Annotated in this window: 24 protein-coding genes; 13 read left to right on the top strand and 11 right to left on the bottom strand. The window is 60.7% G+C overall.

The annotated features are described in order from the left end of the window. Positions 1-44 precede the first annotated feature (44 nt). The 5 genes from pcaD to ACSQ3F_RS13555 all read left to right on the top strand — a co-directional run bounded on the left by pcaD (position 45) and on the right by ACSQ3F_RS13555 (position 3,794). Positions 45-857 carry a 3-oxoadipate enol-lactonase gene (gene pcaD / locus ACSQ3F_RS13575; protein ID WP_436100693.1) on the top strand — a complete coding sequence of 271 codons (813 nt, stop codon included), beginning with the start codon at positions 45-47 and terminating at the stop codon, positions 855-857. After that, positions 850-1,254, top strand: a complete 405-nt coding sequence (pcaC, locus tag ACSQ3F_RS13570) for a 4-carboxymuconolactone decarboxylase (protein WP_436100692.1) — start codon at positions 850-852, stop codon at positions 1,252-1,254. Before pcaD ends, pcaC begins: the two co-directional genes overlap by 8 nt. A gap of 11 nt (positions 1,255-1,265) precedes the next feature. Further along, positions 1,266-2,015, top strand: coding sequence for a protocatechuate 3,4-dioxygenase subunit beta (pcaH, locus tag ACSQ3F_RS13565; RefSeq protein WP_436100691.1), 750 nt, complete (start codon positions 1,266-1,268; stop codon positions 2,013-2,015). Then, a complete protein-coding gene (gene pcaG, locus ACSQ3F_RS13560) occupies positions 2,015-2,629 on the top strand; it encodes a protocatechuate 3,4-dioxygenase subunit alpha (protein ID WP_436100690.1) in 615 nt (204 codons plus the stop codon). The genes pcaH and pcaG overlap by 1 nt, the downstream gene beginning before the upstream one ends. 103 nt (positions 2,630-2,732) lie before the next feature. Next, positions 2,733-3,794, top strand: a complete 1,062-nt coding sequence (locus tag ACSQ3F_RS13555; RefSeq protein WP_436100689.1) for a 3-carboxy-cis,cis-muconate cycloisomerase — start codon at positions 2,733-2,735, stop codon at positions 3,792-3,794. Between the two features lie 285 nt (positions 3,795-4,079). On the opposite strand, the gene ACSQ3F_RS13550 is transcribed toward ACSQ3F_RS13555, so the two are convergent. Further along, the gene (locus ACSQ3F_RS13550) at positions 4,080-6,014 is read right to left on the bottom strand and encodes a DEAD/DEAH box helicase (protein ID WP_436100688.1); all 1,935 of its coding nucleotides are present in this window, start codon (positions 6,012-6,014) and stop codon (positions 4,080-4,082) included. Positions 6,015-6,283: 269 nt separating this feature from the next. Beyond that, positions 6,284-7,624, bottom strand: a complete 1,341-nt coding sequence (locus tag ACSQ3F_RS13545; protein WP_436102146.1) for a TadE/TadG family type IV pilus assembly protein — start codon at positions 7,622-7,624, stop codon at positions 6,284-6,286. Positions 7,625-8,012: 388 nt separating this feature from the next. Between ACSQ3F_RS13545 and ACSQ3F_RS13540 the strand changes: the two genes are divergently transcribed. Then, entirely contained in the window at positions 8,013-8,162 is a 150-nt protein-coding gene (locus ACSQ3F_RS13540; RefSeq protein WP_436100687.1) for a hypothetical protein, read from the top strand. Here ACSQ3F_RS13540 and ACSQ3F_RS13535 read toward each other — a convergent pair. Together ACSQ3F_RS13535 and ACSQ3F_RS13530 are read right to left on the bottom strand one after the other, a co-directional pair. Continuing rightward, positions 8,159-9,121, bottom strand: a complete 963-nt coding sequence (locus ACSQ3F_RS13535) for a DUF2950 family protein (RefSeq protein ID WP_436100686.1) — start codon at positions 9,119-9,121, stop codon at positions 8,159-8,161. The two genes, ACSQ3F_RS13540 and ACSQ3F_RS13535, sit on opposite strands and share 4 nt — an antisense overlap. Positions 9,122-9,142: 21 nt before the next feature. After that, positions 9,143-10,519 carry a DUF3300 domain-containing protein gene (locus ACSQ3F_RS13530; protein ID WP_436100685.1) on the bottom strand — a complete coding sequence of 459 codons (1,377 nt, stop codon included), beginning with the start codon at positions 10,517-10,519 and terminating at the stop codon, positions 9,143-9,145. A 721-nt stretch (positions 10,520-11,240) separates the two neighbouring features. On the opposite strand from ACSQ3F_RS13530, the gene ACSQ3F_RS13525 reads away from it, so the two are divergent. The 3 genes from ACSQ3F_RS13525 (at position 11,241) to ACSQ3F_RS13515 (ending at position 13,692) form a co-directional block, all read left to right on the top strand. Continuing rightward, positions 11,241-12,443, top strand: coding sequence for an NAD-dependent formate dehydrogenase (locus ACSQ3F_RS13525; RefSeq protein WP_436100684.1), 1,203 nt, complete (start codon positions 11,241-11,243; stop codon positions 12,441-12,443). Between the two features lie 276 nt (positions 12,444-12,719). Next, positions 12,720-13,079, top strand: coding sequence for an SPW repeat protein (locus tag ACSQ3F_RS13520; protein ID WP_436100683.1), 360 nt, complete (start codon positions 12,720-12,722; stop codon positions 13,077-13,079). Between the two features lie 388 nt (positions 13,080-13,467). After that, positions 13,468-13,692, top strand: coding sequence for a hypothetical protein (locus tag ACSQ3F_RS13515; protein ID WP_436100682.1), 225 nt, complete (start codon positions 13,468-13,470; stop codon positions 13,690-13,692). A 32-nt stretch (positions 13,693-13,724) separates the two neighbouring features. On the opposite strand, the gene ACSQ3F_RS13510 is transcribed toward ACSQ3F_RS13515, so the two are convergent. Further along, positions 13,725-14,162, bottom strand: a complete 438-nt coding sequence (locus tag ACSQ3F_RS13510) for an Lrp/AsnC family transcriptional regulator (protein ID WP_341486874.1) — start codon at positions 14,160-14,162, stop codon at positions 13,725-13,727. 146 nt (positions 14,163-14,308) lie between these two features. Here ACSQ3F_RS13510 and ACSQ3F_RS13505 point away from each other — a divergent pair, with 146 nt between their 5' ends. The 4 genes from ACSQ3F_RS13505 to ACSQ3F_RS13490 all read left to right on the top strand — a co-directional run bounded on the left by ACSQ3F_RS13505 (position 14,309) and on the right by ACSQ3F_RS13490 (position 17,312). Continuing rightward, on the top strand, positions 14,309-15,358 hold the full coding sequence (locus ACSQ3F_RS13505; RefSeq protein WP_436102145.1) for an ornithine cyclodeaminase: 1,050 nt from the start codon (positions 14,309-14,311) through the stop codon (positions 15,356-15,358). Between the two features lie 16 nt (positions 15,359-15,374). Next, the gene (ctlX, locus tag ACSQ3F_RS13500) at positions 15,375-16,307 is read left to right on the top strand and encodes a citrulline utilization hydrolase CtlX (protein ID WP_436100681.1); all 933 of its coding nucleotides are present in this window, start codon (positions 15,375-15,377) and stop codon (positions 16,305-16,307) included. A gap of 133 nt (positions 16,308-16,440) precedes the next feature. Continuing rightward, positions 16,441-16,662 (top strand): hypothetical protein, encoded by a 222-nt coding sequence (locus ACSQ3F_RS13495; RefSeq protein WP_436100680.1) that lies wholly within the window; start codon positions 16,441-16,443, stop codon positions 16,660-16,662. After that, entirely contained in the window at positions 16,659-17,312 is a 654-nt protein-coding gene (locus ACSQ3F_RS13490) for a ThuA domain-containing protein (protein WP_436100679.1), read from the top strand. Before ACSQ3F_RS13495 ends, ACSQ3F_RS13490 begins: the two co-directional genes overlap by 4 nt. A gap of 34 nt (positions 17,313-17,346) precedes the next feature. Here the strand turns inward: ACSQ3F_RS13490 and ACSQ3F_RS13485 are convergent, their stop codons facing one another. The 6 genes from ACSQ3F_RS13485 to ACSQ3F_RS13460 form a co-directional block, all read right to left on the bottom strand. Next, positions 17,347-18,375 carry a LacI family DNA-binding transcriptional regulator gene (locus ACSQ3F_RS13485; protein WP_436100678.1) on the bottom strand — a complete coding sequence of 343 codons (1,029 nt, stop codon included), beginning with the start codon at positions 18,373-18,375 and terminating at the stop codon, positions 17,347-17,349. A 4-nt stretch (positions 18,376-18,379) separates the two neighbouring features. After that, positions 18,380-19,423, bottom strand: coding sequence for a carbohydrate ABC transporter permease (locus tag ACSQ3F_RS13480; protein ID WP_436100677.1), 1,044 nt, complete (start codon positions 19,421-19,423; stop codon positions 18,380-18,382). A gap of 1 nt (position 19,424) precedes the next feature. Beyond that, positions 19,425-20,444 (bottom strand): carbohydrate ABC transporter permease, encoded by a 1,020-nt coding sequence (locus ACSQ3F_RS13475; protein ID WP_436100676.1) that lies wholly within the window; start codon positions 20,442-20,444, stop codon positions 19,425-19,427. Next, the gene (locus ACSQ3F_RS13470) at positions 20,441-21,547 is read right to left on the bottom strand and encodes an ABC transporter ATP-binding protein (RefSeq protein ID WP_436100675.1); all 1,107 of its coding nucleotides are present in this window, start codon (positions 21,545-21,547) and stop codon (positions 20,441-20,443) included. Before ACSQ3F_RS13470 ends, ACSQ3F_RS13475 begins: the two co-directional genes overlap by 4 nt. A 66-nt stretch (positions 21,548-21,613) precedes the next feature. Further along, entirely contained in the window at positions 21,614-22,678 is a 1,065-nt protein-coding gene (bglB, locus tag ACSQ3F_RS13465; protein WP_436100674.1) for a beta-galactosidase BglB, read from the bottom strand. Continuing rightward, positions 22,675-25,269, bottom strand: coding sequence for a hypothetical protein (locus ACSQ3F_RS13460; RefSeq protein ID WP_436100673.1), 2,595 nt, complete (start codon positions 25,267-25,269; stop codon positions 22,675-22,677). The genes bglB and ACSQ3F_RS13460 overlap by 4 nt, the downstream gene beginning before the upstream one ends. Between the last annotated feature and the right edge of the window lie 15 nt (positions 25,270-25,284).

Below are 25,284 nucleotides of genomic sequence, written 5' to 3'. Positions count from 1 at the left end.
ATAATCAGATTAAAGCGCCAATCTGGCGGTGGAGGAGAATTCCAGTGCAGTTTGCCCGCATCAACGACATCACGCTTCACTACCAGGTCATTGGTGCCGCCAATGACAAGCCCGTGCTTGTCTTTGCCAATTCGCTCGGCACCGATTTCCGCATCTGGCGGGATGTGATCGTGCGGTTCGCCGGGGACTTCGCCATCGTCCTCTATGACAAGCGCGGCCACGGCCTCTCCGACATCGGCGATGTCCCGTATTCAATGGACCTGCACGTCTCGGATCTCGCCGGCCTGCTCGATCTGCTGTCGGTGAAGCAGGCGATCGTCTGCGGCCTGTCGGTCGGCGGCCTGATCGCGCAGGGCCTCTATGCAGCGCGGCCGGATCTGTTGCGTGCGCTCATTCTCTGCGACACCGCCCACAAGATCGGCACCGTGGAATCATGGGACGCGCGCATTGCGACCGTCGAGCAGAGCGGCATCGCGAGCATCGCCGATAGCGTCCTCGAGAAATGGTTCACCCCCGCTTTTCGCCGGCCGGAAAACAACGCCTATCACGGCTACCGCAACATGCTGGTGCGCCAGCCTGTGACTGGTTACACCGGCACCTGTGCCGCAATCCGCGATGCCGACTTCACCGAGGCCGCAAAGCGCATCGCGGTGCCCACCCTGTGCGTCGTCGGCGATCAGGACGGCTCGACACCGCCCGATCTCGTTCTCTCGACCGCAAAGCTTGTCCCCGGTGCGCGCTACGAAGTGATCCGCGACGCAGGTCATATTCCCTGCGTCGAACAGCCGGAGGCGCTGACGGCCGTACTGCGCGCCTTCATCGATATCGTCCTGTCTGGAGAAAAAGGCCATGAATGACGCGACCGCGCCGACCGAACGCTACCGTCAGGGCATGATCACCCGCCGTGCCGTGCTGGGCGACCGTCATGTCGACCGGGCCCAGTCCGCCACCACGGATTTCGACCAGCCCTTTCAGGAGTTGATCACCGAAGCCGCCTGGGGCAACCTCTGGTCGCGGCCGACCTGGACGAAGCGCGAGCGCTCGATGGTGACGATCGCCCTTCTCGCCGCCCTTGGCCACGACGAAGAAGTGGCGATGCACGTGCGCGCCACCGCCAATACCGGCGCCAGCCGCGCCGACATCGGCGAAGCGCTGTTGCACGTAGCAATCTATGCCGGCGTGCCCGCAGCCAATCGCGCGATCAAGATCGCCAAGCAGGTTTTCGAACAGATGGACGCCGAACAGGCGGCCTGAGGAAAAGCGAAATGTCCGATCTTTCCAACAAGAAACCCGAGACCGGTGCCTTTTTCCAGCGCGACCGCGCCTGGCATGCGCCAGCCTTGACGCCGGGCTACAAAACCTCCGTGCTGCGCTCGCCGCAAAAGGCGCTGCTCTCGCTCGACGGCACGATTTCCGAGATCACCGGCCCGGTCTTCGGCCATTCCATCCTCGGCGAACTCGACAACGATCTCATCAACAATTTCGCCAAGCCCGGCGAGAGCGCCATCGGCGAGCGGATCATTGTCCATGGCCGTGTCCTTGACGAGCGGGGCAAGCCGGTTCCCGGCGCGCTGCTCGAATTCTGGCAGGCCAATGCCGGCGGCCGCTATCGCCACAAAAAGGAAACATACCTCGCGCCGCTCGACCCGAATTTCGGCGGCTGCGGCCGCACCATCACCGACAAGGATGGCGCCTATCGCTTCCGCACCATCAAGCCCGGCCCCTACCCGTGGCCGAACGGCGTCAACGACTGGCGCCCGGCGCATATCCATTTCTCCATCTTCGGCCACGGTTTCGCCCAGCGGCTGGTCACGCAGATGTATTTCGAGGGGGATCCGATGATCTGGAAATGTCCGATCGTAACCACCATTCCGGACCGCCGGGCCATCGAGCAACTGATCGCCCCGCTCGACTGGGCCAACACCATTCCCATGGACGCGCGCGCCTACAAGTTCGACATCGTGCTCAGGGGCCGCCGTTCGACGCTGTTCGAAAACCGGCTGGAGGGCAACTGATGGTCCAGGATCTCGGATACCTCAAGGAATCGCCGTCGCAGACCGCCGGCCCCTACGTCCATATCGGATGCACCCCGAACTTCGCTGGCATCACCGGCGTCTATGAAACGGACCTCGGCTCGACGATGGTCAACGACAAGACCCTCGGCGAACGCATAACCGTGCGCGGCCGGGTGATCGACGGCGCCGGAACGCCGCTCAAAGACGCGCTCGTCGAAATCTGGCAGGCCGACGCGGCCGGCCTCTACAACAGCCCATCCGAATTGCGCGGCGCCGGCGACCCCAACTTTACCGGCTGGGGCCGCTGCCCGACCAGCGCGGACGAGGGCGTCTTCTCGTTCGAAACAATCAAGCCAGGACGCGCGCCCTACAAGGACGGGCGGAAAATGGCACCGCACATCACCTTCTGGATCGTCGCGCGCGGCATCAATATCGGGCTGCACACCCGCATGTATTTCGCCGACGAAGCGCAAGCCAACGCCGAAGACCCGCTGCTCGGCCGCATCGAACACCGCCATCGTGTCGCGACACTGGTCGCGCCGCGCGAGGGCTCTATCTATACGTTCGACATTCAGCTGCAGGGCGAGAAGGAAACCGTCTTTCTCGACATCTGATGCGTGTCGCCCAAAAGTGTGCAATGGTTTTGGGCGGTGACATGTATAAAAACAAAGGCCTAAAGCGCATCGGCGCTTTAGGTCCAGGAACCCCGGGACAGACATGACCGCCTCCGTCTTCGATCATCCGTTTCTCTCGGGCCTGCTGGGCGACGAGGAAATTGCCGCCTTCTTCTCCGCGGAGGTGGATATCCGCGCCATGCTCTCCTTCGAAGCCGCATTGGCGAAGGCGCAGGCGGAGCATGGCATCGTTTCGAAGGACGAGGCGGCGCGCATTGCCGACGTCTGTGGCAACTTCCTGCCGGATGTTCTGGCCTTGCGCCGCGCGACAGGAACGGACGGCGTGGTGGTCCCCGAGCTTGTCCGCCAATTGCGCAAGGTGATCGGCGGAGACGCCGCAGAGAAGCTGCATTTCGCCGCGACGAGCCAGGATGTCATCGACACCAGCCTGATGCTGCGCCTGACATCGGTTTGCAGGCTCCTGTGCGGCCGCTTGGATAAGCTTCGCGCGGCTTTCGAGGAGATCAACCGGCAATGGGGCACAAACTCGCTGATAGCGCAGACGCGCATGCAGGCGGCGATTGCCATCAGGGTTTCGGATCGCGTCAGCGCGTGGCGTACACCGCTCGCCAGCTATGAGGACCGGCTGGAGCGAATGGCGGTCGTGTCTTTCCCGCTGCAGTTCGGCGGCGCCGCCGGCACGCTCGAAAAGCTGGGCGACAAGGCCGGCACTGTCCGCGCAGCCCTTGCCGAACATCTCGGTCTCGCCGATCATCCGCAGTGGCAGAGCCAGCGCACAACGATCGCTGACCTCGCCCACATCGTGTCGCTGATTTCCGGCAGCCTCGGAAAATTCGGCCAGGACATTGCTCTGCTCGCGCAGACCGGCGACGAGATCGAGCTGTCAGGCGGTGGCGGCTCTTCGGCCATGCCGCACAAGCAGAATCCGGTGGCCGCCGAAGCGCTGGTGTCCCTTGCCCGCTTCAACGCCGTGCAGCTTTCGGGTATCCACCAATCGATGGTTCACGAGCAGGAACGCTCAGGCTCCGCCTGGACGCTCGAATGGATGATCCTGCCCCAGATGGCCATCGCCTGTGGTGCCAGCCTGCGGTTGGCTTCGACGCTCGTTGGCCAGATCAAGCGGCTTGGTACGGCGAAGGGTTAGTCGCGGTGAACAACCGGGCCTTTGCACGCCGCGCGTCAGTTCAGACGCGACATACACGACAGCATCGGGAATACCCCCTCTCTGTCACTTCGTGACATCTCCCCCTCACGGGGGGAGATGGGGAGCAAGAGGCCAACCCCACGCCAATCTCCCCCCTTGAGGGAGATGCCCGGCAGGGCAGAGGGGGGTGAGGCGGCCGCTGTCGTTGACTGTGTTCAGACGCGCAAAGGTCGCCGTAACACTTTGATCTGCTGCATAATGATTTATGCAGCAGGCAGACAAACTTCAATTCGCCTTGTTCTTGAACGGCTTGCGCTTGGCGCCCTCGGCGCCTGGCTTGTCGAACTTCGGCTTGTCGAATTTCGGCTTGTCGAAACCGGGCTTGCCGGGCTTCTTGCTCCACGGCTTGCTATCCGTCTTTTCCGATGAGCGATTGTCGGCACCGGCAAATTCCGGCTTTGCATCGAACTTGCGCTTCGGCTTGCCTTCGCCCTTCCAGTCCGGCTTGCCGTCGCTCTTCCAGTCGGGCTTGCCGGCCTTCTTGCCCGCATAGGGCGCACCGCGCGAACCGCCGGAGAGATCCGGCATGCCGTCGAGCTGCCTGACCTGGATGCCCTTTTCCAGCGCCCGCTTCGGCCCGACCGCTTCGACGAAACGATCCACCCAGTCGCGGGCGATCTCGACATAGGTTTCCTCGGCCTGCATCTTGATGGCGCCGATTTCCTGCTTGGTGATGCGGCCGATTCGGCAAAGCATCGGGATCAGCCAGCGCGGCTCGACATTCTGCTTGCGGCCGGCCGACAGCGAAAACCAGATGCTGTCGCCGAAATCGCCACGCGGCGCCCTCGGTTCACCACGCTCCGGACGATCGCTCCGATCGCCGCGATCTGCTGACGGCGTGAACGATGGCGTGTCCATCAGATCCTCCGGCGCCGAGCGTCCGGTACGCGACAAGCGCACGAAAGCGGCCGCAACCTGTTCGGCACCGTGTTTTTGGAGAAGCTCGCGAACGAAATCCTGCTCTTCCTCGCGGATTGCCTCCTCGAAGGCCGGATCGGCCAGGATGCGCTCGTCGTCGCGGCGGGTCACCTCGTCGGCCGACGGGGGTTTTGCCCAGGTGGGCGTGATATTGGCGTCGCGCAACAGCCGCTCGGCCTTGCGGCGGGCGCTGTTCGGCACGATCAGCGCACTGACGCCCTTGCGGCCGGCCCGGCCGGTGCGGCCGCTGCGATGCAGCAGCGTTTCGGGATTGGTCGGCAGGTCGGCGTGGATGACCAGTTCGAGGCCGGGCAGATCGATGCCGCGCGCCGCAACATCGGTCGCGATGCAGACCCGGGCGCGCCCGTCGCGCATCGCCTGCAGCGCGTGGGTTCGCTCGTTCTGGCTGAGCTCGCCCGACATGGCGACGACCGAGAAACCGCGATTGTTGAAGCGGGCCGTCAGATGGTTGACAGCCGCACGGGTCGAACAGAACACCAGTGCATTGCGCGCCTCGTAGAAACGCAGCACGTTGATGATCGCATTCTCCCGATCCGACGGCGCAACGGTGAGCGCGCGGTATTCGATGTCGAGATGCTGTTTCTGCTCGGCCTGTGTCGAGATACGAACGGCGTCGCGCTGGTAGCTCTTGGCAAGATTGGCAATCGAGCGCGGCACGGTCGCCGAAAACATCAAGGTGCGCCGCTCGGCCGGAGCTTCCTCGAGGATGAATTCAAGATCTTCACGGAAGCCGAGATCAAGCATCTCGTCGGCTTCGTCAAGAACGACGGCCTTCAGCGCCGACATATCCAGGCCATTGCGGCGGATGTGATCGCAGAGCCTGCCCGGCGTTCCAACGACAATGTGGGCACCACGATCGAGTGCGCGGCGCTCGGTGCGCATGTCCATGCCGCCGACGCAGGAAGCAACCGTCGCGCCGGTCAACTCGTACAGCCATTCCAGCTCGCGCTTGACCTGCAGGGCCAGCTCGCGGGTCGGCGCCACGGCTAGCGCCAGAGGCGCGCCGGCCTGGGCGAAGCGCTCCTTGCCGTCGAGCAGGGTCGAGGCGAGCGCCAGCCCAAAGGCCACCGTCTTTCCCGATCCGGTCTGCGCCGAAACGAGGGCGTCGCGGCCTTCCAGTTCGGCGCCAAGAACCGCCTTCTGCACCGGGGTCAACTCGGAATAGCCGCGCTTCGTCAACGCCTGAGCGATCGCCGGAGCGATGCTGTCGAACTCTGTCATCTGTTTGTCTTTCGGAATTCGGATGCCGTGCGCGTCTCGGTCGATGAGGAAGAGCGCAGTCCCCGCGGCCAGCACGTCGCAGGCCAATACATGCGCGCCGTCTTACTGTGCCCGGGGCGAATTGTACAGAGCGGAACGCGGCGGCCCGGGAAAACCCGATAAGGCAAGGCCCGGCAAAATGCCCAATGCAAGAACAGCGATGCATCGTGTGGATGCATGGCTGTTCTATGCGGCGCTTGGGTTTATCCGCCTCTGTCGAGGTTGGAAACTTAACTCGTCAGGCGTGGTGACCGCACCACCTTGTTGAACAGGGTCTTCATGGCCGCCTCGATGCCCTCCGTCGGGCTCACTTCGAAGTAGAAGCCGGGCGAAGCGCAGGCCTGCATGCGCGTTCCGATTTCCGACTGGAAGGGCTTGATCCAGCTATTGTACCAACTGTTGTTCGGCAGCGGCAGATAGGTGGTGTAGAGAACGGCGATCTTGATCCCGCGGTCCTTGAGCGTCTGGCAATAGGTAATATCGATCGGCTCCTGGCAGCGCGTGCCCGTCAGCTTCTTCGTGCATCCCTTCGGCTTGTTGCTGTCGCCGACGCCGTCGGAAACGAAAAACACAATCTTCTCCGGGTTGGCCGAACTCGTGCCGTTGCCCGGCGTGCCGATTTCGGCGTCGATCTTGGTCAGCGCGTTGTCGAAACTCGTCTGCTGGTCGTTGTTGTATCCCTGGTAGGGGATGCTCATCAGCTTGATGTTCGCCGTGCCGGCCTTCACCTTCGTCAGGTCGGCGGTCAGTGCCGCGACCTTCAAGAGCTTCACGTCCACTGCCGTTTCGCCGAAGGTATAGGCAGCCATGCGGAACTGGTTGGAATAGCTCTGCGTCCGCTCGGCCTCGAGCGTCAGCGCCGCGACAGCCTTTGCTACCACGTCGATGCGGATGGTGATGCCATTATTGCGGGCGACGAAATAGTTGCTGCTGGTGTTGATCACGCCCTTTTCCGAAACGATATGACAGGCGAAGGCACAATTTCTCGAGCCGCTGTCCGACACTTTCGCCGTCGCCTTGATCATGTTGTCGACATCCGTCGGCGTCGCGGCAACCCCCATGGATGGCGTGTTATCGAGCAGCATGTAGAAGTCCATGAAGGACTGCGACTGGTAAGTGGCCGTGGCCTTGCCGGAGACCGTGATGCTCTCCTTGCCGATGACGCGCAGGAAGGACGTGTTCAAGGTCGCCTGATAGGTCAGTTCGGCATTGATGTCCTTGCCGCTTTTTCTGACCGAAGCGTTCACGGTGTCGATCTTGAGATCCGCCGCCGCAGCTGGATCATATATGGCGTTTTCCGGGTCCATTTGCGCTTCGAACAAAGCCTCGGCTTCCTCTTCGCTGAGCGGAACCGGGCCGTCCTGCGACATGTTGATCGCCTGCTCGACACCGGCGGATTTTTCCGCGATCGCGCCCACCACGGCGGCGTCGGCAGCGTTCTGAAGCTGTGCCTTGAGTTCCATGGCGCGGGCGAAGTCGATGGCCATGCCGGCACAACCAAGAATGGGCACGATGACGATGGCGCCCATGATGGCAAAATTGCCAGACCGGTCCGCAAAGAGTTTTTTCACTATACGCACTGTGTCCACCCCGTCCTCACTGCGCGGCCGACTGCCCACGCATTTACACTCGTTGGGCGGGACAATAGCCGTGAAATTCTAAACGGTGGTAAAGCGCAATAGTTAACCGAAATAAAATTCAAACAAAATTAGGTTGCATTTGCAATTTAAGCAATTCATGATTGCTGCCCAAAACAAAACAACAATCTATTCTGAATGAAAATGACACATGTTAGAAGTATAATGAATGATACTCACACACACAGATGACATTGAGCAAAATTTATCAGGGTAAAACTGGAACAAACAGATTTTTATTGAATCAGCTCAGCACAACTCTCGTTTCGAATATCATCCCCCCGAGCAATATGTACGCGCCTATCCGCAGGTTCCCATCGTCGTGTCGTTTCGCCAGGCGATCAACCCGGAACATGCGGCAACCGCGCTGGACGAACGGTGCGTTCCGGAATCCGCAACCGCGCCACCACCCATCGCGCTGGTGCACGAAACGGCGGATGCGCGGCCGCATATCGCTCTGGAAGGCTGTTAGTCCGTGACCGTCTGCCAATTATCGTTCGGATTGAACTGCCGGATATCAGCGGCGATCTTTTCCGTGTCATCGCCAAGATCGGCTTGATAGACGATGCCGTCCTTGCTCACCACGAAGGTGTTGACACCGCTGACGCCATATTTGACCGGCCAGGCGACCAGCGCGTAACCGGCGATCATGTTGCCGTTGATGACGTAGTCATATTTGCCGCCAGCGATGTTTTCGCCCTGGTTCGTCAGGATACGGTAGCGATAACCGAAATAGCCTTGGCCGGCCTTGGCCTTGGCGAGCACCTCTCCGTCGGCAAGCGCCTCGCCGGCGGGGCTTTCCTCACCGCCTTCCTCGGTCGGCCAATAGAGCCCATCCTGCTGCCCCTCGCTGCTGATCAGCTTCTGGGCATATTCCAGAACGCCGTCGCCATCGTGGTCCTCGGATGCGTAGTCCCGCTGGGCATCGACATAGGCCCTGACGGTTTCGATCGCCTGGAGTTCGTTCTCGCCCACGCGGCGGTTGGCGATCTCCTCTAGGCCCGTATAGGTGTCGAAGGCCCACTTGCCGTCGTCACCCTTGGAAATCGGGAAAGGCAGCGGCCAGAGTTCGTCGCCGATCTCCAGCACTTTCCTTCCCTCGACATCCTTGACGACGACCTTCTCCTTCACGCCGGCCTGGATATCGGCGTAGGTGTCCATGACACCCTCGCTCGCCTTCGTCTTGGCTGCGTCAAGGCCGAGCAGCGCGGCGAGCTTGTCGAAGTCGCCCGACCCGACCGTGGCCTTGAAAGCATCGACGGCCGCTTCAGGTGTATCAAAGATCGGCGGGTCTTCGCTTGCGGCATATTCCGAAAGCGGCGTTTCCACAGCCGTTGCGGCATCTTGCGCCATGGCCGGAAAAACAAGGCCTGCCGATAGGACCGCTCCGCGGAGCGAGTTCAGAAGCACGTTACGAATGTACTTGGACATGATGTTGCTCCCGCTCCAGAGTTAACGACGACCGCCGCGACCGCCGCCGCCGCCACCACCACCACCGCCGCGGCGGACTTGCGCTTTGCCGCCGCCGCGGTGACCACCACCAAGGGACTGCTGCCCACGGCGCGACTGAACCTGCGTGTGCTTGCCGCTCTGCACCTTGCCGAGTGCCGAGCGGTTGCCCCCACCCCGGCGTTCGACCTTGCCGCCTGGTCTCGGCTTGCTGATCTTGGAGGAAGGCCGCGCCTTGTTGCCGACATTGGACGCCTTCCTAGATGCGGACGCGCTGGCCTTGCTACGGTCGCCGACATTCACGTTCTGTTTAGGCCGAACATCGCCGCGGTTCGCCTGAGCCTTGCGATTGGCTTCAACCTTGCTCTTGCGCACGTCATCGACCGAGATCTTGTTGGCCTTGCCGCTGATCGCGCCGGCGCCCTCGGTGCGGATCGACTTCGCGCGGTTGGCGACATTGTTGTCCTTGAACGATTTGAAATTGTTGGTGAGCTTGTCGCGGTCGATGTTTGCGAACTGGTTCCTGTCAAAATTGATCTTGCTGCGGTCGACATTCTTCCAGTCGACGTCCTTGAAATTCAGCTTGCCGTCGATATCGACATTGTTGAAGCACTTGTTGCAGTCAATATCGACGTCGCCGCCGTCCCAGCGCCCGCCCCAGACGCCCCAGTCGTCCCAATCCACGACGGCGCCGAAAATCGCGCCTGTGACGGCGCCGGCAAAGAATGTCGCGGTCGGGTAGTAATAGTAAGGATAGGAATCCGAATAGTAGCTGACCGGTACCGGCTCATAGGCCGGATCGTAGAGCATTTGCGGCTCGTACTTCGGTATGTAGATCGTTTCCGTGCTGGCCGACTGGATGACGATATTGTCGTTCTTGGTCTCGACTTTCATCTTGTCGTCGGACTTGATGACCCCGTCGGCAACCGCCTTTTCGCGCAACTGCTGGATCGCAACGAGCACTTCCTTCTGCTGGTAGGCGAGCGCCTGGCCGAGCGACTGCGTCCACTCCAGATCATCATTCATCATTTTGACGATGTCCGGATAGTTCAGAAGCGAAATGACACTGCCATCCCAGCTGTCCTTCGGCTTCAGGCTGGCGTCGGTCTTTTTGTTGTTGAGAAAGCGCGCCGCTTCGACGATCTGCAACGGAAACAGCGAGGCCGAAGTCACCACGGCCACAAGCTCGTCGGGGTAAAGCGCGATCCGCGCGACAAGCACTTCCAGCTCGTCCTCGGTAAGCGGTGCAGGTGCCTGCGCATCGTCCGGCGTGGTTGCGTCCGCGGATGCCTGTGTCTGCGCATAGGCGTCGGGCGCTGTCAGACCGCCAAGCGAAAGGGTGAGAAAGAGAAAAACCAGCAGGCGTGATCGATAGAACATCGGTACCCCCCAATTTGAACAGCCGAGCGTCCGGCGTCCGGGCCGCTTTCCCTGGTTCCAGAAACAAGCGACCAGCGGAAAACCCCGGCAAACATCTGTCAAACAATCCGAAACGCGCCCGGGCTCCTCCCCGCCATGGTTTCGGCCGCATTGGCAGTCTAGGCCTTCGGTCCCAATATGCCAATAAGCGTTCCGAGGCAGACATGCGCGCAGCCGACCACGGATCGCCGAGCGGCGATTTTTTCAGTGGGTCAGGCAGAACGCTTAGTTTTTGCGCATTCGGTGATATCGCGGCCAGCCTGGCGGTTGTCAGCGCACACGGCTGCGGGAAAGCGCGCGGTCGTGGGATTGCCGAGGAAAACCGTTGGCGGCCTGCTGGAGGGTCGTCCTGACAGGGGTCCACTGTTGTAGGCTGCCAAAGAAAGCGCGCCGCAAGGCCATTACCTGCGATAAACCCGGTGGAAGGCGCAACTAGGCCCAGGTGCTCATCACCCATTCCAAATCTTTGATTTGTACGCATCCAGCTATCGTGAGAGAATGACGACGCCCCGCAAGAGCAGCTTCGTAAGGCTGGCGATCCAGGGACGGGGAACACAAAGAGCCGGGGTCTCTCGGGCTCGACCCGAGAACGTCTCGCTCACCTATGACGATCCATACACTGACTTTGCTCAGGGCTTTGTCAGCGGCGTTTTCTGTTGTCAGCATCAGAAAGGAAACGGCCATGGCCAAAATAGTTTGTGTTCTCTATGACGATCCGGTCGATGGATATCCGACATCCTATGCACGCGGCGGCCTGCCAAAGATCGACCACTATCCAGGCGGCCAGACGCTCCCCACACCACAGGCGATCGACTTTCAGCCTGGAATATTGCTTGGAAGTGTTTCGGGTGAACTCGGTCTGCGACAATATCTTGAATCGCTTGGCCACACGCTCGTCGTCACGTCCGACAAGGATGGCCCCGACTCCGTCTTCGAAAGAGAGCTGCAGGACGCCGAAATCGTGATTTCGCAGCCCTTCTGGCCTGCATATCTGACTGCGGAACGAATGGCCAAGGCACCAAGGCTCAAATTGGCGATCACGGCGGGCATCGGATCGGACCACGTCGATCTTCAGGCTGCGATCGACCGTGGCATGACCGTTGCAGAAGTCACCTACTGCAATTCCATCAGCGTCTCGGAACACGTCGTGATGATGATCCTGGGGTTGGTGAGAAACTACATTCCTTCTTATCAATGGGTCGTCAAGGGCGGCTGGAACATCGCCGATTGCGTCGCCCGTTCTTATGACGTCGAGGGCATGCATGTCGGAACGGTCGCCGCCGGGCGTATCGGCCTTGCCGTGCTGCGCCGCCTCAAACCCTTCGACGTGCATCTTCACTATCATGATCGGCACCGGCTTCCCGAAGCGGTCGAAAAAGAGCTGGGCGTTATGTGGCATGCCACTGTCGAAGATATGGTCAAGGTTTGCGATGTCGTGACCATCAACTGCCCGCTTCATCCAGAGACGGAAAACCTGTTCAACGAAAAAATGCTCTCGCAGATGAAACACGGCGCCTATCTGGTGAACACTGCCCGCGGCAAGATTTGCGATCGCGATGCTGTCGCCAGGGCATTGGAAAGCGGCCAGTTGGCTGGGTATGCGGGCGATGTCTGGTTTCCACAGCCGGCACCGAAGGAACATCCATGGCGAACCATGCCCCATCACGGGATGACACCGCACATTGCAGGAACATCCTTGTCCGCCCAGGCGCGTTACGCGGCCGGGACACGGGAAATTCTTGAATGCTGGTTCGAAGGACGGCCCATTCGCGAGGAATACCTGATCGTCGACGGCGGAAAACTCGCAGGCACCGGCGCCCACTCCTACAGCGCAGGCAATGCGACGGGCGGCTCCGAGGAAGCAGCGCGCTTCAAGAACAAATGATCTTCAGCTGGCAGATGAACGACAGCGCAGCGGATATGATGAAACAACCTTTTCGCTTGTGCCGCTCGCGTCACATGGAGGATCCAGTTTAAATCTTCGCCATGTTAAAAATTGTTCATTTGAAAGAACTGTTCAAGACAACTCGTGACTGCGCGACGGCGAGGTTCCTCCCCCGCCATCTCTTGAGGCTCGCCCCGCTCAAAATTATTTTTATTGTTATGGGTGCCGTTAACGCGATATAATACTTTAGTTAAACTTCAGACTTGGAGGTCTGACATGCCAAACGCTCTGATGGAAGGAAAGAAGCCGCAGGATTGGGCCAATGTGGTCCTGGCGGTATGCGTGTTCATCTCGCCGTGGGTCATCGGCTTTGCGGCCGAACCGGTTCCAACTTGGAACGCGTGGATCGTCGGGGTCATTCTCGGCGCGCTGGCGGTCGCGGCGATTTCGGCCTTCGCCGAATGGGAAGAATGGGTCAATCTGGTGCTCGGTCTCTGGCTGGCCGCGTCGCCTTGGCTGCTTGGCTTTGCGGCCAATGTGAACGTGATGTGGACCAACGTGGTGCTTGGATTGCTCGTCGCCGTCGTATCGCTCTGGGCAGTTTGGGATCATCATCATCCCCACGCTCACGCCTAAGCCCGGACGCCGGGGCTAACACGACAAGGCCCGCCGCATAGAGCGCGGCGGGTGCGGACTGCGATTGAAAGCCTGCAACCCGACGGATGACGCTCCGGTCTCGGGTGAGTATGAATTGGTGTTTGGTGGGGATGCCAACCGGTCGACGGGTATGACGGGTATAGAGAAATCAACGCAATAGCACCGACCGCAACCTTTCGTTAACGCAATTCAATTAGCTGGCCGTGCCCCGGCACCTTGCCGGCTGAGCAAGCTAATTTGAGTTGTAAATGACATGCCCCGCCTCCCCGCCTCTTCTTCCGTTTTTCGCCAGAAAATTTCATCCTTTTGCGATATGCGTCTCGCCTGCGCGCTATCGCGCCACGACCACGAAAATCTCCGCAGTTACATGCTTGGCTTCGTCACGCGGCGAGCGAGGCCGCCGCAGAACGCCGGCAAGCTCGACTGGAAGGAAATTGCAGTGGCTTGCGATCTCAACAGCGAAAGCCTTCGGGTCGCAAAACGGGTCGCGCAGCACGGCTTCGAAGCGATTATCCGCTGGCTTGAGGAGACAGAGATCGCCTGTGCCAATGCTCGCGGTCCGATCGCAGCAAAATCGGCCGCTGCGCCGTAATCGCGCAGCGCGGCAACGCCCGTTGATCGGTTTCAAACACTGCTGAGAAGGAGGCTGGTTTCGCTGTTCGCGACGCCGTCGATCACCCGCACTTCACGCAGAACCCGGTCGAAATCCGCGAGGCTCGCCGCCCGAATGTTGGCGACAAGATCCCAGTTGCCGTTGGTCGTGTGCAAAGCGGAGATTTCCGTCAGACCGCGCAGCTTGCGGATGACCTGCGTCGTCGACTTGCCGACGACCTCGATCATCATCACCGCATGCACTGCATTGACATCGTAATCCTCCCTCACCCGTACGGTAAACCCGAGCAGCGTGCCTGTCTCGATCAGGCGATCGAGCCGGTTTTGCACCGTACCGCGCGCAACGCCGAGTGCATCGGAGAGCTTCGTCAGCGAGGCGCGTCCGTCGGCTCGAAGATGGGCGATGATGCGGCGATCGAGATGGTCGGGCGAGTATTTCGCGATCTCCATGTTATCTCCTCCGAGGTGATAAATTCGTACATATTAACTGATCAAGTTGCGCAATTTTATGCCGGATTTAGCACAGATTTGACCTTTCGGCCAACATGTCCGATCGCTAGCATTTCCTGACCAAGCATATGCAGGAGGAACCCATGATGCCGTCACCCCTTCCGTCAGAAAAAGCGCTCGTACCATTCGTCAGCGTCGAGAACATGATGCACCTCGTGCATCGCATTGGCATCGAAACCATGCTGACCGAACTCACCGACGTTATCGAGGCCGATTTCCGCCGCTGGGAGCGGTTCGACAAGACGCCTCGGGTGGCCTCCCATTCCCGCGAAGGTGTGATCGAGCTGATGCCGACCTCGGATGGCGAGATCTACAGCTTCAAATATGTGAACGGCCACCCGAAAAACATGGCGCAGGGCCTGCAGACCGTCACCGCTTTTGGCCTTTTGGCGGAAGTTTCGACCGGCTATCCGGTGCTTTTGACGGAAATGACACTGCTGACAGCGCTTCGGACTGCGGCCACGTCGGCAATGGCTGCACGGCACCTCGCGCCGAAGGGTGCCCGCACGATGGCTATGATCGGCAATGGCGCGCAGGCGGAGTTTCAGGCGCTCGCCATGAAAGCTGTGTGCGGCATCGACCACCTCCGGCTTTACGACATCGATCCGCTGGCGACAGCAAAGACGGCCCGCAACCTCTCCGGCACGGGATTGACGGTGACCGCCTGCACCTCGTCCCAATCGGCGATTGAAGGTGCCGAGATCATCACCACCTGCACCGCGGACAAGCAGTATGCCACGATCCTGAGCGACAACATGGTTGGCGCCGGGGTCCACATCAACGCCATCGGCGGTGACTGCCCCGGCAAGACAGAACTGCATCGCGATATCCTGCTGCGCGCTGACACTTTTGTCGAATATCCGCCTCAGACCCGCATCGAGGGCGAAATTCAGCAGATGGATCCAGACTATCCCGTCACCGAATTCTGGCGGGTTCTCACGGGTCAGGCCACAGGCCGCCGCGAGGCCAGGCAGATCACCCTCTTCGACAGCGTCGGCTTTGCGATCGAGGATTTTTCCGCCCTTCGGTATGTCCGCGACAAACTCGAGGGGACTGGACTTTACCAGGAACTCGACATCATCGCCGATCCGGACGATCCGCGCGACCTGTTTGGTATGCTGCAGCGGGCGAAGTAGGCACAGGAGCAGAACGATGCCAGGACATTTCGCATATTCCATCCAGGCACCCTCCGCAGTGATCATGGTGCGGCCGCACCATTTCACGGTGAACACGGAAACGGCGATCGACAACCGGTTTCAGGCCAGCGTGGACACAAGAGATGACCTCTCGTCTGCGGCTTATAACGAAATCACCAGGGCGGCCGAGACGCTCAGAAGCCATGGCGTAGAGGTGCATCTTTTCGAGGACACCGGCACGGAAACGCCGGATTCAGTCTTCCCCAACAATTGGTTCTCCACGCATGCCGGCGGTCACGTGGCGATCTATCCGATGAAGGCCGTCAGCCGCCGGCGCGAGCGGCGTGGCGACGTCATCGAAATGCTGAAGACCCGTTATCGGGTGCAGGAAGTGATCGACTATTCCGGCCTTGAACCTGACGGGCTCTTTCTTGAGGGCACAGGCGCGATGGTACTCGACCATATCGACAGGGTCGCCTATGCGGTGCGCTCCGACCGGACCGACCCGATTACGCTCGAACGCTTCTCGACCCACTTCAACTTCGAGCCGATGGTGTTCGATGCCCGGGACGGAAGCGGCGTTCCGATCTATCACACCAATGTGCTGATGTGCATCGCCACAGACTTCGCCATGATCGGTCTCGACATGATGACCGACCCGGCAAGACGGCAGGAGGTCGTCACAAGACTTGAACGCTCCGGCCGACACGTCATCGCGCTGACAAACGAACAGATTTCGCAATTCGCCGGCAACGCTCTGGAGCTTCAAGGAAAGGAGAGCCGTATCCTGGCGCTCTCGACCACCGCCCTTGCCGCCCTCGACCAGTATCAGCTCGGCGTCATCGAAGAAAGCGCCAGGCCCGTCGCACTCGATATTCGGACTATCGAAAGAGCCGGTGGATCGGTCCGTTGCACCCTTGCGGGCATCCACTTGACGCCGCGCGGATAGCCGTGCAGAAACGACGGCGTTCATCTGTTTCACATTCGTTGCAATCTCGAATATTCATTCGGATGCAATCCGACTTAGGAAAAGGCAATGCGGGAAATAGGTATCGGCATCATTGGCTGCGGCAATAGCTCGGATGCATATCTCAAGGCTGCACGCGGGCTTTCCGGTTCTCGACATGATCGGCGTCGCCGACGTCAACACTTCTGCCGCGGAGGCCAAGGCTGCGGCCTATGGCCTGAGCGCCATGCCGTTGGAGGTGCTGCTCGCGGACCGGAGGATCGAAATCATTCCGGACCTCACGACGCCCCACAACCGGACCTGCCATTCAGTGTTCTCGAATAGGAGCACAACATGAGCAAGAAGGCCCTGATCTTCTGGGGCGGCTGGGAAGGCCACACTCCGGAGCGAAGCGGAAATATCGTCAAGGACATCCTGTCGCGCAACGGCTTCGAGATCCGGATCGAGCAGGGCACCTCGGCTCTTGCCGATCCAGCCATAGCCGATCTCGATCTCATCGTACCGATGGTGACGATGTCGACGATCGAGAAGCCAGAGCTCGATAACCTGACGCGCGCTGTGCGAAATGGCACCGGGCTCGCCGGCTTTCACGGCACCATGGGCGATAGTTTCCGAAATGAACCGGAATACCAGTTCATGACGGGCGGACAATGGGTCGCCCATCCCGGCAATATCATCGACTACCGGATCGACATCACCAAGCCGCTGGATCCCATTGTCGAAGGGATCGCCAGCTTCCCCTACCGGTCCGAGCAATATTACCTGCACGTCGATCCGACGAACGACGTGCTGGCGACGACGACCTTTACCGGCGAACATCTCGACTTCATCGAAGGCGTCGTCATGCCGGTTGTCTGGAAGCGCCGGTACGGCGCGGGTCGCGTCTTCTATAGCGCGCTCGGACACACGGCCGACGAATTCGAGGTGCCGCAAATGCGCACGATTTTCGAACGTGGCGCCTTGTGGGCTGCACGAACGCCGGACTGACCTGATCTTGCCAACGCCATCACCTCTTCGCTGGCTACCGAGCCGTCGGCGCGCATGAACCCCGCTCGACGATCGTGCAGCCAAGTTCGACGCGGCGCGCGGGCAGTTGCTCGCCAAGGGTGCGCAGGCAGTATTCCATTTCATCGAGCGCCGTGCGACCGATTTGAGCGAGCGGCGCATGGACCGTGGAAAGCGGCGGATCCATCATCTGGCCGCGCAGAATGTCATCGAAACCAAGCACCGAGACATCCTGCGGAACCCGGTAGCCCCGTTCTTTGAGGGCCTGGATAACGCCGATGGCGATGTTGTCGGCGAGACAGAACATTGCCGTCAGGTCCCCAAGCCCGCCATTGTCCTCCAGCCAGCGCCGCATGCTGCGCGCCGCCTCCTCCGGCTCGAAACTATCGATCATGATGATGGAGCCGCGCGCGCCGATCGCCTCGTGGTCACGGATGGCCTCGCTATAGCCATCCTGCCGCTGGCGGATCGTGTAGCGCCCCGGCCAGCCGACCAGCGCGATATTGCGATGCCCCAGATCAAGAAGGTGCTGCACGCCGAGGCGCGCGCCGTAGCGGTTGCCGATCCCGACGGAACCGACCCGCATCGTCGGATCCTGCCCGGCCAGAAGCAATGCCGGCCGGTCGAGCCGTGACACGGCCTCGAGCAGTTCCGGGTTCTCATCGAAATAAACGATGATCCCATCGGACGGCGTCTCCTTGATCCGGCTCAACACCGGCCCGGGCACAAGCCGCTTTCCCTCCGTCACCAGCGGCTTGATCTGGACGCCACGCGCTACGCATTCCTTTCTCAGGCTTTCGAGAATGGTCCAGGAGACGTAGTTGGTATCGTTCTGAGGCAGCATGTCGGCCGAGGCCACGAGCATGACGGACTTAAGCGTCGGCTGCATGGCCCGGCGGATGCGTGAATCGAGATAGCCGCTTTCGCGCGCGATCGCCATGACGCGGTCGCGCACGCCTTCGGAGATCTTCGCAGTGCCGTTCAGCACATGGCTGACCGTGCTGACGGAGACGCCGCTCTGTTCCGCTATCTTCTTGATGCTCACGAGGTCATTTCACTCCGCTGCTGGCTACACCTTCGGTGATATATTTCTGCAGGAAGAGGAATACCACGGTTACCGGCAGCAATGTAACGACCGTCATGGCGAGAATGTAGTGCCATTGCACGTTGAATTGCCCTTGCAGGGAACTGAGCCCGATCTGCAGCGTATAGTTGTCGGGGCTCGACAGAACGATCAGCGGCCAGAGGAAATCGTTCCAGCGCCAGATGACAGAGAAGATCGCGAGCACCGCCAGCGCTGGAGCGCAGAGCGGCAGAACGATGCGCCAGTAGATCCGGAATTCCGAGGCAGCGTCCACCCTTGCCGCCTCGATCAGGTCGTCCGGAATGGTCAGCATATATTGACGCAGCAGAAAGACGCCGGTGGGTGTCGAAACTGTCGACAGGATCACGCCCCACAGATTGTCGGCAAGGTTCAGTCCGACGATCACCATGAAGGCCGGCACCATGATCACCGAAAGCGGGATCATCATGGTCGACAGGATGAGCGCGAACATGGCGTTGCGGCCGGCAAAACGGTATTTTGACAGCGCAAAGGCCGCCATGGAATTCAAGAGCAGCGTCAAGACCGTGGCAACCACCGTGACGAACACCGTGTTCCAGAGATAGCGCAGGAAATTGAACTGCTTCATCGGCTCGCTGTAGTTCGACCATTGCAGGTGGAGTTCCTTGAGCTGGCGCAACTCAGTCACCGGAACACGGAAGGTTTCCTCCGGCTTGGACGGGTCGAGCACCGTCGCGGACAGCCCGATGCGGCGCACAAGCGCCACCGTCTGCTCGCTGCCATCCGGCATCGTCCGTATCCACATCGACAACGGTTTTGTCTGGCCCTCGACGGTGATCGTCTGGGCGGCGCGCGGCACGAGCGCCGGCGGAAAGGAATTGATCTCGGCTTCCGTCTTCAGGGAGGAAATGACCGCCCAGGCGATTGGGATAGCAACGACCAGCGTGCCGAGAATGGCCCAGCCCCAGGCTAGCCAGTCTGTCATGTCCGTCCGGCCAGGATGGCGGGTGCGTGTGAGAAAGGCAATCATGTCAGACCTCCGCTTTCTTGGCGAGCCAGAGCTGCGAGAGTGTAAGGATGAGCAGTGCGATCCCCATCAGAACGGAAGCGGCGGACGCCAGGCCATAGAGCCGCACCTCCTGCGCGAACGCCGTCTGATAGATGAACTGGACGATGAAGGTGTTCGCCGTACCGGGGCCGCCGCCATTGGTCAGCACCCAGGCCTCGTCAAAGACCTGTACGGAGCGGATCAAAAGCAGCACCGTGACCACCAGCAGGTTGGGCATCAGCAGCGGCAAGGTCAGGCACCAGAATTGGCGCCATTGCGAGGTTCCGTCGATTTCGGCAGCTTCGTAAATGTCGCGCGGGATCGCCTGCAGCCCCGCAAGGATGATCAGCATGTAGAAGCCCATGTGGAACCAGATGGAGACATAGACAACCCAGGCACGCGACCAGCCGACTTCCAGCAGGAAGATGATCCGCGTGTCGAACCAGTCCGTCAGAAAGCCATTGAGCAGGCCTTCGCGCGCCAGGAACCATTGCCAGATGAGGCCGACGACGACGGGAGACAGAAGCACCGGATAGAAAAAGACGGCCCGGAAAAAGCCGCGTCCCCGCGTCAGCCGGTTGAGCACCAGCGCCGTCACCAGCGCAAAGAAGAGGGTGCCGAGCGTATTGAGGAGAGTATACCACCAGGTATTGTGGACGGCGGTCCAGAAGAGATTGTAGCGGCAGGTGGAAGGCTCCAGATAGCTGCCGCAGTCGAGCAGCGCCCTGAAATTTTCAAGCCCGACGAAAGGCCGGTCCCAGATCAGGAGATTGGTGCCGCCGGTAAACGCATAGGCGATGGCGAGACCGACCGGAACGAAGACGAAAACGGTAAACAGCAGCATATTGGGCAGGATGAAGACATAGGGCATGCGCGCAGGCCCCAAAAGCCGCTGCAGCCCGGCCATCGGCACCTCCACAATCCTCATCACCGCGTCAAGCCCATCGCCAATGCGTTCGCCACGCGCAACGACGGCAGGCGCTACACTCGTGGGCGCGCTCATATCCGCGCTCCCTTGGGCGACCGGCCATCCACGGATGAAAACAGGTGAGCAAAGGCGGAATCGAAGGTGAAGGCGAGGCTGGCTCCCGGCTCCGCTTCGAAATGCCCCGGCACGTGGACGATCGTCAACTCGTCGCTTTGACCGGTGCGGCCGTAGACGAAGGTTTCATGACCCATGCTCTCGACCTGTTCCACGGTCATGGTGCCGCCGCCCGATCCGGCCTCAGCGGAACCGAGCCTCAAATGCGACGGGCGCAGACCGATGGTGACGTCATTGCCGGACTGCACGTTGATCCCGGCAGCGGGCACGACGAAACGGCCAAGCTGGGCGCTGTCCAGCGTCACACCCTCGCTGCCGGTAGAAATGACCTTGCCCGGATAAAGGTTCATCCGCGGCGAGCCGATGAAGCCGGCGACGAAGAGATTGGCGGGTCGTTCGAACAGGTCGAGCGGACGGCCGATCTGCTCGACCTTGCCCTTGTTGAGAACGACGATCTTCTGCGCCATGGTCATGGCTTCGACCTGATCATGGGTCACGTAGATCATCGTCGTTTTCAGTTGCTTATGCAGCTTGGTGATTTCCGAGCGGGTCTGGACCCTCAGCTTCGCATCGAGATTGGAGAGCGGCTCGTCGAACAGAAAGACGCGCGGTTGACGCACGATGGCGCGGCCGATCGCAACCCGCTGACGCTGGCCGCCGGAAAGCGCCTTCGGCCTTCGATCGAGATACCCCTCGATCGCCAGCATCCTTGCGGCGGCATCGACGCGGCGATTGATCTCCGCCCTGTCCATGCGCAGGTTCTCAAGCCCGAAGGACAGGTTCTTGCGCACGCTCATATGCGGATAGAGCGCATAGGACTGGAACACCATTGCGATCTGGCGTTGGGCCGGCGAAAGCTCGTTCACGCGCTGGTCATCGAAGCTCATTTGCCCGGCCGAGATAGGCTCGAGCCCGGAGATCATCCGCAAAAGCGTGGACTTGCCACAGCCTGACGGCCCGACCAGAGCGACGAACTCGCCGGATTCCACGTCGATATCGATGCCGTGGATGACTTCCAGCGATCCGTAGGACTTGCGCAGATCCTTCATGGATATTGCGGTCATTGTGTTTTCCTCCCAATCTCCGTGGTGGACGCGCAACCCAGGCGAAGCAAGGGCGCGTCCCGTCCGTCAGCGCGCGTGCCGTCTCGATTCCATCAAGAACAGCCCTCCAAGCGCCTGACCATATGGTGTCGGCAGATTTTTGATCCGGCGATAGAAATCGAGATCCTCGCCCATCGGCGTGCCGTCCGAGACATCCATCAAAAGGCCGGTCTCGTCGATCCGCGACAAGATGGCGCTGAGCGATCGTTCCGCCGTGCCCCTGAAGCTTTCGTCGATCAGCCCTTCCCGGATGCCGGCAAGAATACCGTAACCGATACCTGCGGTGGCCGAGGCCTCGATGGGGCTTCCGACATCGTCGAGCAGCGTATGGAACATGCCTTGCTCGTTCTGGAGCGCCTGAAGCGCTGCGACCTGGGTGCGATAGACTTCCCTCAGATAGCGGGCAATGGCGCCTTCCGGCGGGGCGAGGCGGAACAGTTCGGGAATAGCGATGGTGATCCAGGCATTGCCCCTCGCCCATAGTGCGCGCGCATAATTGTGCCGGCCAAGAAAGGTCCACCCATGGAAGAACAGTCCGCTCGGCGGATCGCCCAGAAACCGGATATGGCAGAGAAACTGGTAGTGCGCATCCTCGATCCAATCGGGTCGCTGGCACAGCCGGCCGGCTGTCGTCATGAACAGCACGGCCATGAACAGCGTATCGTCCCAGAGCTGGCCCTCGTTGTCGCGCTCCTTGACAAGATGCTGGTAGCCGCCTTCCTCTGTGCGGGGCATCTCTTCGAAAATCCACTGCGCCCAGTCCTTGACGATCACTTTCCAGTCTTCGCGCTGGAACTTCTCAGTCAGCAGGGAAAATACCAGCATGGGTGACGTGGAGTTGACCTGACGGCGTGGCAGGCCGCGGGCGAGCTGATTTTCGTACCAACGGATCAGCCTGCCGAAGGCGGCCTGATCGTCGCGTTCTTCGGCGTCGCGAAAATAGCCGTATAGCCCGACGCCGACCTCCCAGTCCCACTCATCGAAGATGATCTCGCCCGTATCGGCGTCGGCAGCGTCGCCGATGCCCTTCAAACGGCGAAAGCCTCGGGATATCTGCGAAATGGCTGATGTGATGTCCGCGGCCGGGATCATGCGGAAAGCTCCTTCATTTCAGTCCAGGGATGAAGCACACCACCATCAACGCCGATATGCGGGACGGTGGAAAGCGGCGCGAAAGGCAGGGATGTTCCGGCGCGCCGCAAATCCCCCTCGAATGGCAGCAGCAGCTTGCCGTCGGGGTGATCGAGCGTCAGGCTCACCGCATCCGCGTCGAAATGCGGAGCAAGGGCAAGGCAGCTTTCCCGGAATGCGGAGAACCCGCCATGCATATCCGCGCTGCCGGCAATCATCAGCCAGCCCGCTTTTTCGACATGCATGCGCCATTCCATACCGGCAAACAGGCCTTGCTGGAGAGCCTCGAGCGCAGACGATCCGTAAATGCCGACATAGCCGTCCGCGACCCGCGTAAAAATCCAGTGTGTCTCGACGACGACTTCGTCGCAAAGCTCGACGGGCACGAAAACATGGGTAAAGCGGATGGCGTGGGGTTGGACCGTCAGGTCGAACAGCATGAGTGCCACGTTGTCGTATTGGGCGACGCGCGGATTGATGCCGTTGCCGGCCCAGTAGGATGGCCGACTGCCGCCCCAGACCTTGAGGTCGCCCGGATGATTGATCCAGAAACGCGCCAGCATGTGGCCGGAAAGCTGGATATCGGCCATGTGCTGCTGATGGCCAAGCGCGCCTGTCTTGTACTCCGCGACGCTGGACAATTGCGCGTCCGCGCATTTCCAGAGCGAGAGCTTGGCGTTCATGTTCAGCCCTTGCGTATAGCGGGCAGCCAGCCGCTTGCCTTTCGGCGGGAACGCAAGGTCGGTTGCCAGCGTCGGCGGCTCGTAGTCCGACAGCGCAAAGAGAGCGGCCGCGCGATCATGACCAGCGTACCAGTTGCCGCCAAAGGCGATTGCCGCAACCGAGGCAAGTTCGGTCGCCGATCCGGCAAAGAGCTCCTTTTCGTAGATGCGGCCCTGCGATCCGGATGGAACGCCTTTAAGCGTATGCAGAGCGGTCATGACGAAGATCTCGTCCAGCAGCTTGCCGGTCCGTTCCTTCAGGCGCGGATCATCGGTGTTTTCGAACAGCGTGTACAGGCCGAGGAAGTCGATCGGGTAGTAGGCGGCTGAATTCCATTCCGCGAGGCCGTGCTCGTCGATTGCATCGAACCAGCGGTGCAGCCGCGCCTCTGCCTGCGCCCGATGCTCCAGGCCGGTCTTGCCGCTGTTGGGAAAGACATCGTTGGGAAAAAGGTCGCCCGCCAGATATTGGGCGATATGAAAGCAGAGGACGTGGTTCTCGCTCCAGTACCACATCACATCGTCGCCCGGCTCGTCCAGCCAATAACGGAAGTTGAGGATGGTGCCGCGCAGCCTCTCCCAGAGTTCGTCCGGCAGTTGGGTCCAGGCATGCGCGCGATAGATCCACAGAAGCGGCAGCAGCCAGAAATCGGCGCAATCATGGCGCTCGATGACCGGCGGCAGCGCGCTCTCGATCAACCGTATTGCTTGCTCCGGCTCCTTACCGAGCGCCAACAGTACGAGGGCGCGCGACGGCTCGTTCTTGCCGCCGGCGACCATGACATTGAGGGCGGCCCGTTTGCGGCCGGATAGGTGGTCCTGATTGAGCGACAGCGGCGGCGGCAGGATGGAGGTGCCAAGCCCGCGCTCGATCCGCACGCCGCCAACCTGAACGACAAATGTCAGAGAAATGCACCCGGCCCTGAGGCCCGCGATGTCGAACAACTCGGCCGTCGGGTTGTCCTTGGAGATCGTGAAGCGGATCGGCTGCGCCGTCTTGCCTACCCCGTCCGGCAGCACGTTCATCGTCACCGTTTCGGACGGATGCCAATCGGGTCCGAGCTCGATCTCCACCGGGCGATCGGGCAGATAGTCGGCGACCACCCGCACCGTGCCTTTGTCGTAGAACAGGCGGTCCGTCCGCAGACCGTTCAGCGTTGCCTCCACCTCGCGCATGGAATGACTGTCGATCTCAGCCTGGATACCGGCGGCAAGGCCCTCCCCTTCCAGCAGCGTCAGCTTGAAGAAACAGCTTGTGTCGCGCTCGTGCAGGTCCTCAAGAAACACGGTCAGGACGCTCTCGCCCTGCGGAATATCCGCCGAAAACGTGGCCGAATGAGCGATATTGCGATCATAGGGCTCGTGCGCCAACACCTTCGTCTCATCGAGCCACACATGCATGCCGCCACAGGCTTCAGCGGCAAAGCGTACGGCCTGCGCCGTATCCGCCGTGACGACGCACCGCATCCAGCGGCGGATGAGGAGGGGGCGAAAGCAGAAGGTGGAAAAATCGACGCGGGGATCTTCCCCGCCGAGATAGATATTCGAAAAATCGATAGACGTCGGCAGCTGGACGTCGCGGATCAGAAGCCGGGCGCGTAGCGCTTGGCGGCAGGGCAGATCGCCGGTTGCGACCCATCCGTTGATGAAGCGGTAATCGATCGCATCCGGCATTGGACGGGCCGCTCCGGGAAAATACTCAACCTCCGCCTCGCTGACATGCCAGCGGCTAAGCGCCTCGCCGGGCGCAATCGGCCATAGCGTCGCCCCATCCAATGGCCCACCCTCATCCGCTTGATCATCGTGAGACTTTAATGAAATAATTTTCATTAGTTTTCGTCTCCT

The sequence above is a fragment of the Pararhizobium sp. LjRoot238 genome (assembly GCF_964252955.1).
Taxonomy (GTDB): Bacteria; Pseudomonadota; Alphaproteobacteria; order Rhizobiales; family Rhizobiaceae; genus Pararhizobium.
This window is presented reverse-complemented; position numbering and strand designations above follow the sequence as displayed.

Coding starts and splice junctions, on each gene's coding strand:
- pcaC (WP_436100692.1), top strand. CDS start 850: ATGAATGACGCGACCGCGCCGACCGAACGCTACCGTCAGGGCATGATC.
- pcaH (WP_436100691.1), top strand. CDS start 1,266: ATGTCCGATCTTTCCAACAAGAAACCCGAGACCGGTGCCTTTTTCCAG.
- pcaG (WP_436100690.1), top strand. CDS start 2,015: ATGGTCCAGGATCTCGGATACCTCAAGGAATCGCCGTCGCAGACCGCC.
- ACSQ3F_RS13555 (WP_436100689.1), top strand. CDS start 2,733: ATGACCGCCTCCGTCTTCGATCATCCGTTTCTCTCGGGCCTGCTGGGC.
- ACSQ3F_RS13550 (WP_436100688.1), bottom strand. CDS start 6,014: ATGACAGAGTTCGACAGCATCGCTCCGGCGATCGCTCAGGCGTTGACG.
- ACSQ3F_RS13535 (WP_436100686.1), bottom strand. CDS start 9,121: ATGTCCAAGTACATTCGTAACGTGCTTCTGAACTCGCTCCGCGGAGCG.
- ACSQ3F_RS13530 (WP_436100685.1), bottom strand. CDS start 10,519: ATGTTCTATCGATCACGCCTGCTGGTTTTTCTCTTTCTCACCCTTTCG.
- ACSQ3F_RS13525 (WP_436100684.1), top strand. CDS start 11,241: ATGGCCAAAATAGTTTGTGTTCTCTATGACGATCCGGTCGATGGATAT.
- ACSQ3F_RS13520 (WP_436100683.1), top strand. CDS start 12,720: ATGCCAAACGCTCTGATGGAAGGAAAGAAGCCGCAGGATTGGGCCAAT.
- ACSQ3F_RS13515 (WP_436100682.1), top strand. CDS start 13,468: ATGCTTGGCTTCGTCACGCGGCGAGCGAGGCCGCCGCAGAACGCCGGC.
- ACSQ3F_RS13510 (WP_341486874.1), bottom strand. CDS start 14,162: ATGGAGATCGCGAAATACTCGCCCGACCATCTCGATCGCCGCATCATC.
- ACSQ3F_RS13505 (WP_436102145.1), top strand. CDS start 14,309: ATGCCGTCACCCCTTCCGTCAGAAAAAGCGCTCGTACCATTCGTCAGC.
- ctlX (WP_436100681.1), top strand. CDS start 15,375: ATGCCAGGACATTTCGCATATTCCATCCAGGCACCCTCCGCAGTGATC.
- ACSQ3F_RS13495 (WP_436100680.1), top strand. CDS start 16,441: ATGCATATCTCAAGGCTGCACGCGGGCTTTCCGGTTCTCGACATGATC.
- ACSQ3F_RS13490 (WP_436100679.1), top strand. CDS start 16,659: ATGAGCAAGAAGGCCCTGATCTTCTGGGGCGGCTGGGAAGGCCACACT.
- ACSQ3F_RS13480 (WP_436100677.1), bottom strand. CDS start 19,423: ATGATTGCCTTTCTCACACGCACCCGCCATCCTGGCCGGACGGACATG.
- ACSQ3F_RS13475 (WP_436100676.1), bottom strand. CDS start 20,444: ATGAGCGCGCCCACGAGTGTAGCGCCTGCCGTCGTTGCGCGTGGCGAA.
- ACSQ3F_RS13470 (WP_436100675.1), bottom strand. CDS start 21,547: ATGACCGCAATATCCATGAAGGATCTGCGCAAGTCCTACGGATCGCTG.
- bglB (WP_436100674.1), bottom strand. CDS start 22,678: ATGATCCCGGCCGCGGACATCACATCAGCCATTTCGCAGATATCCCGA.
- ACSQ3F_RS13460 (WP_436100673.1), bottom strand. CDS start 25,269: ATGAAAATTATTTCATTAAAGTCTCACGATGATCAAGCGGATGAGGGT.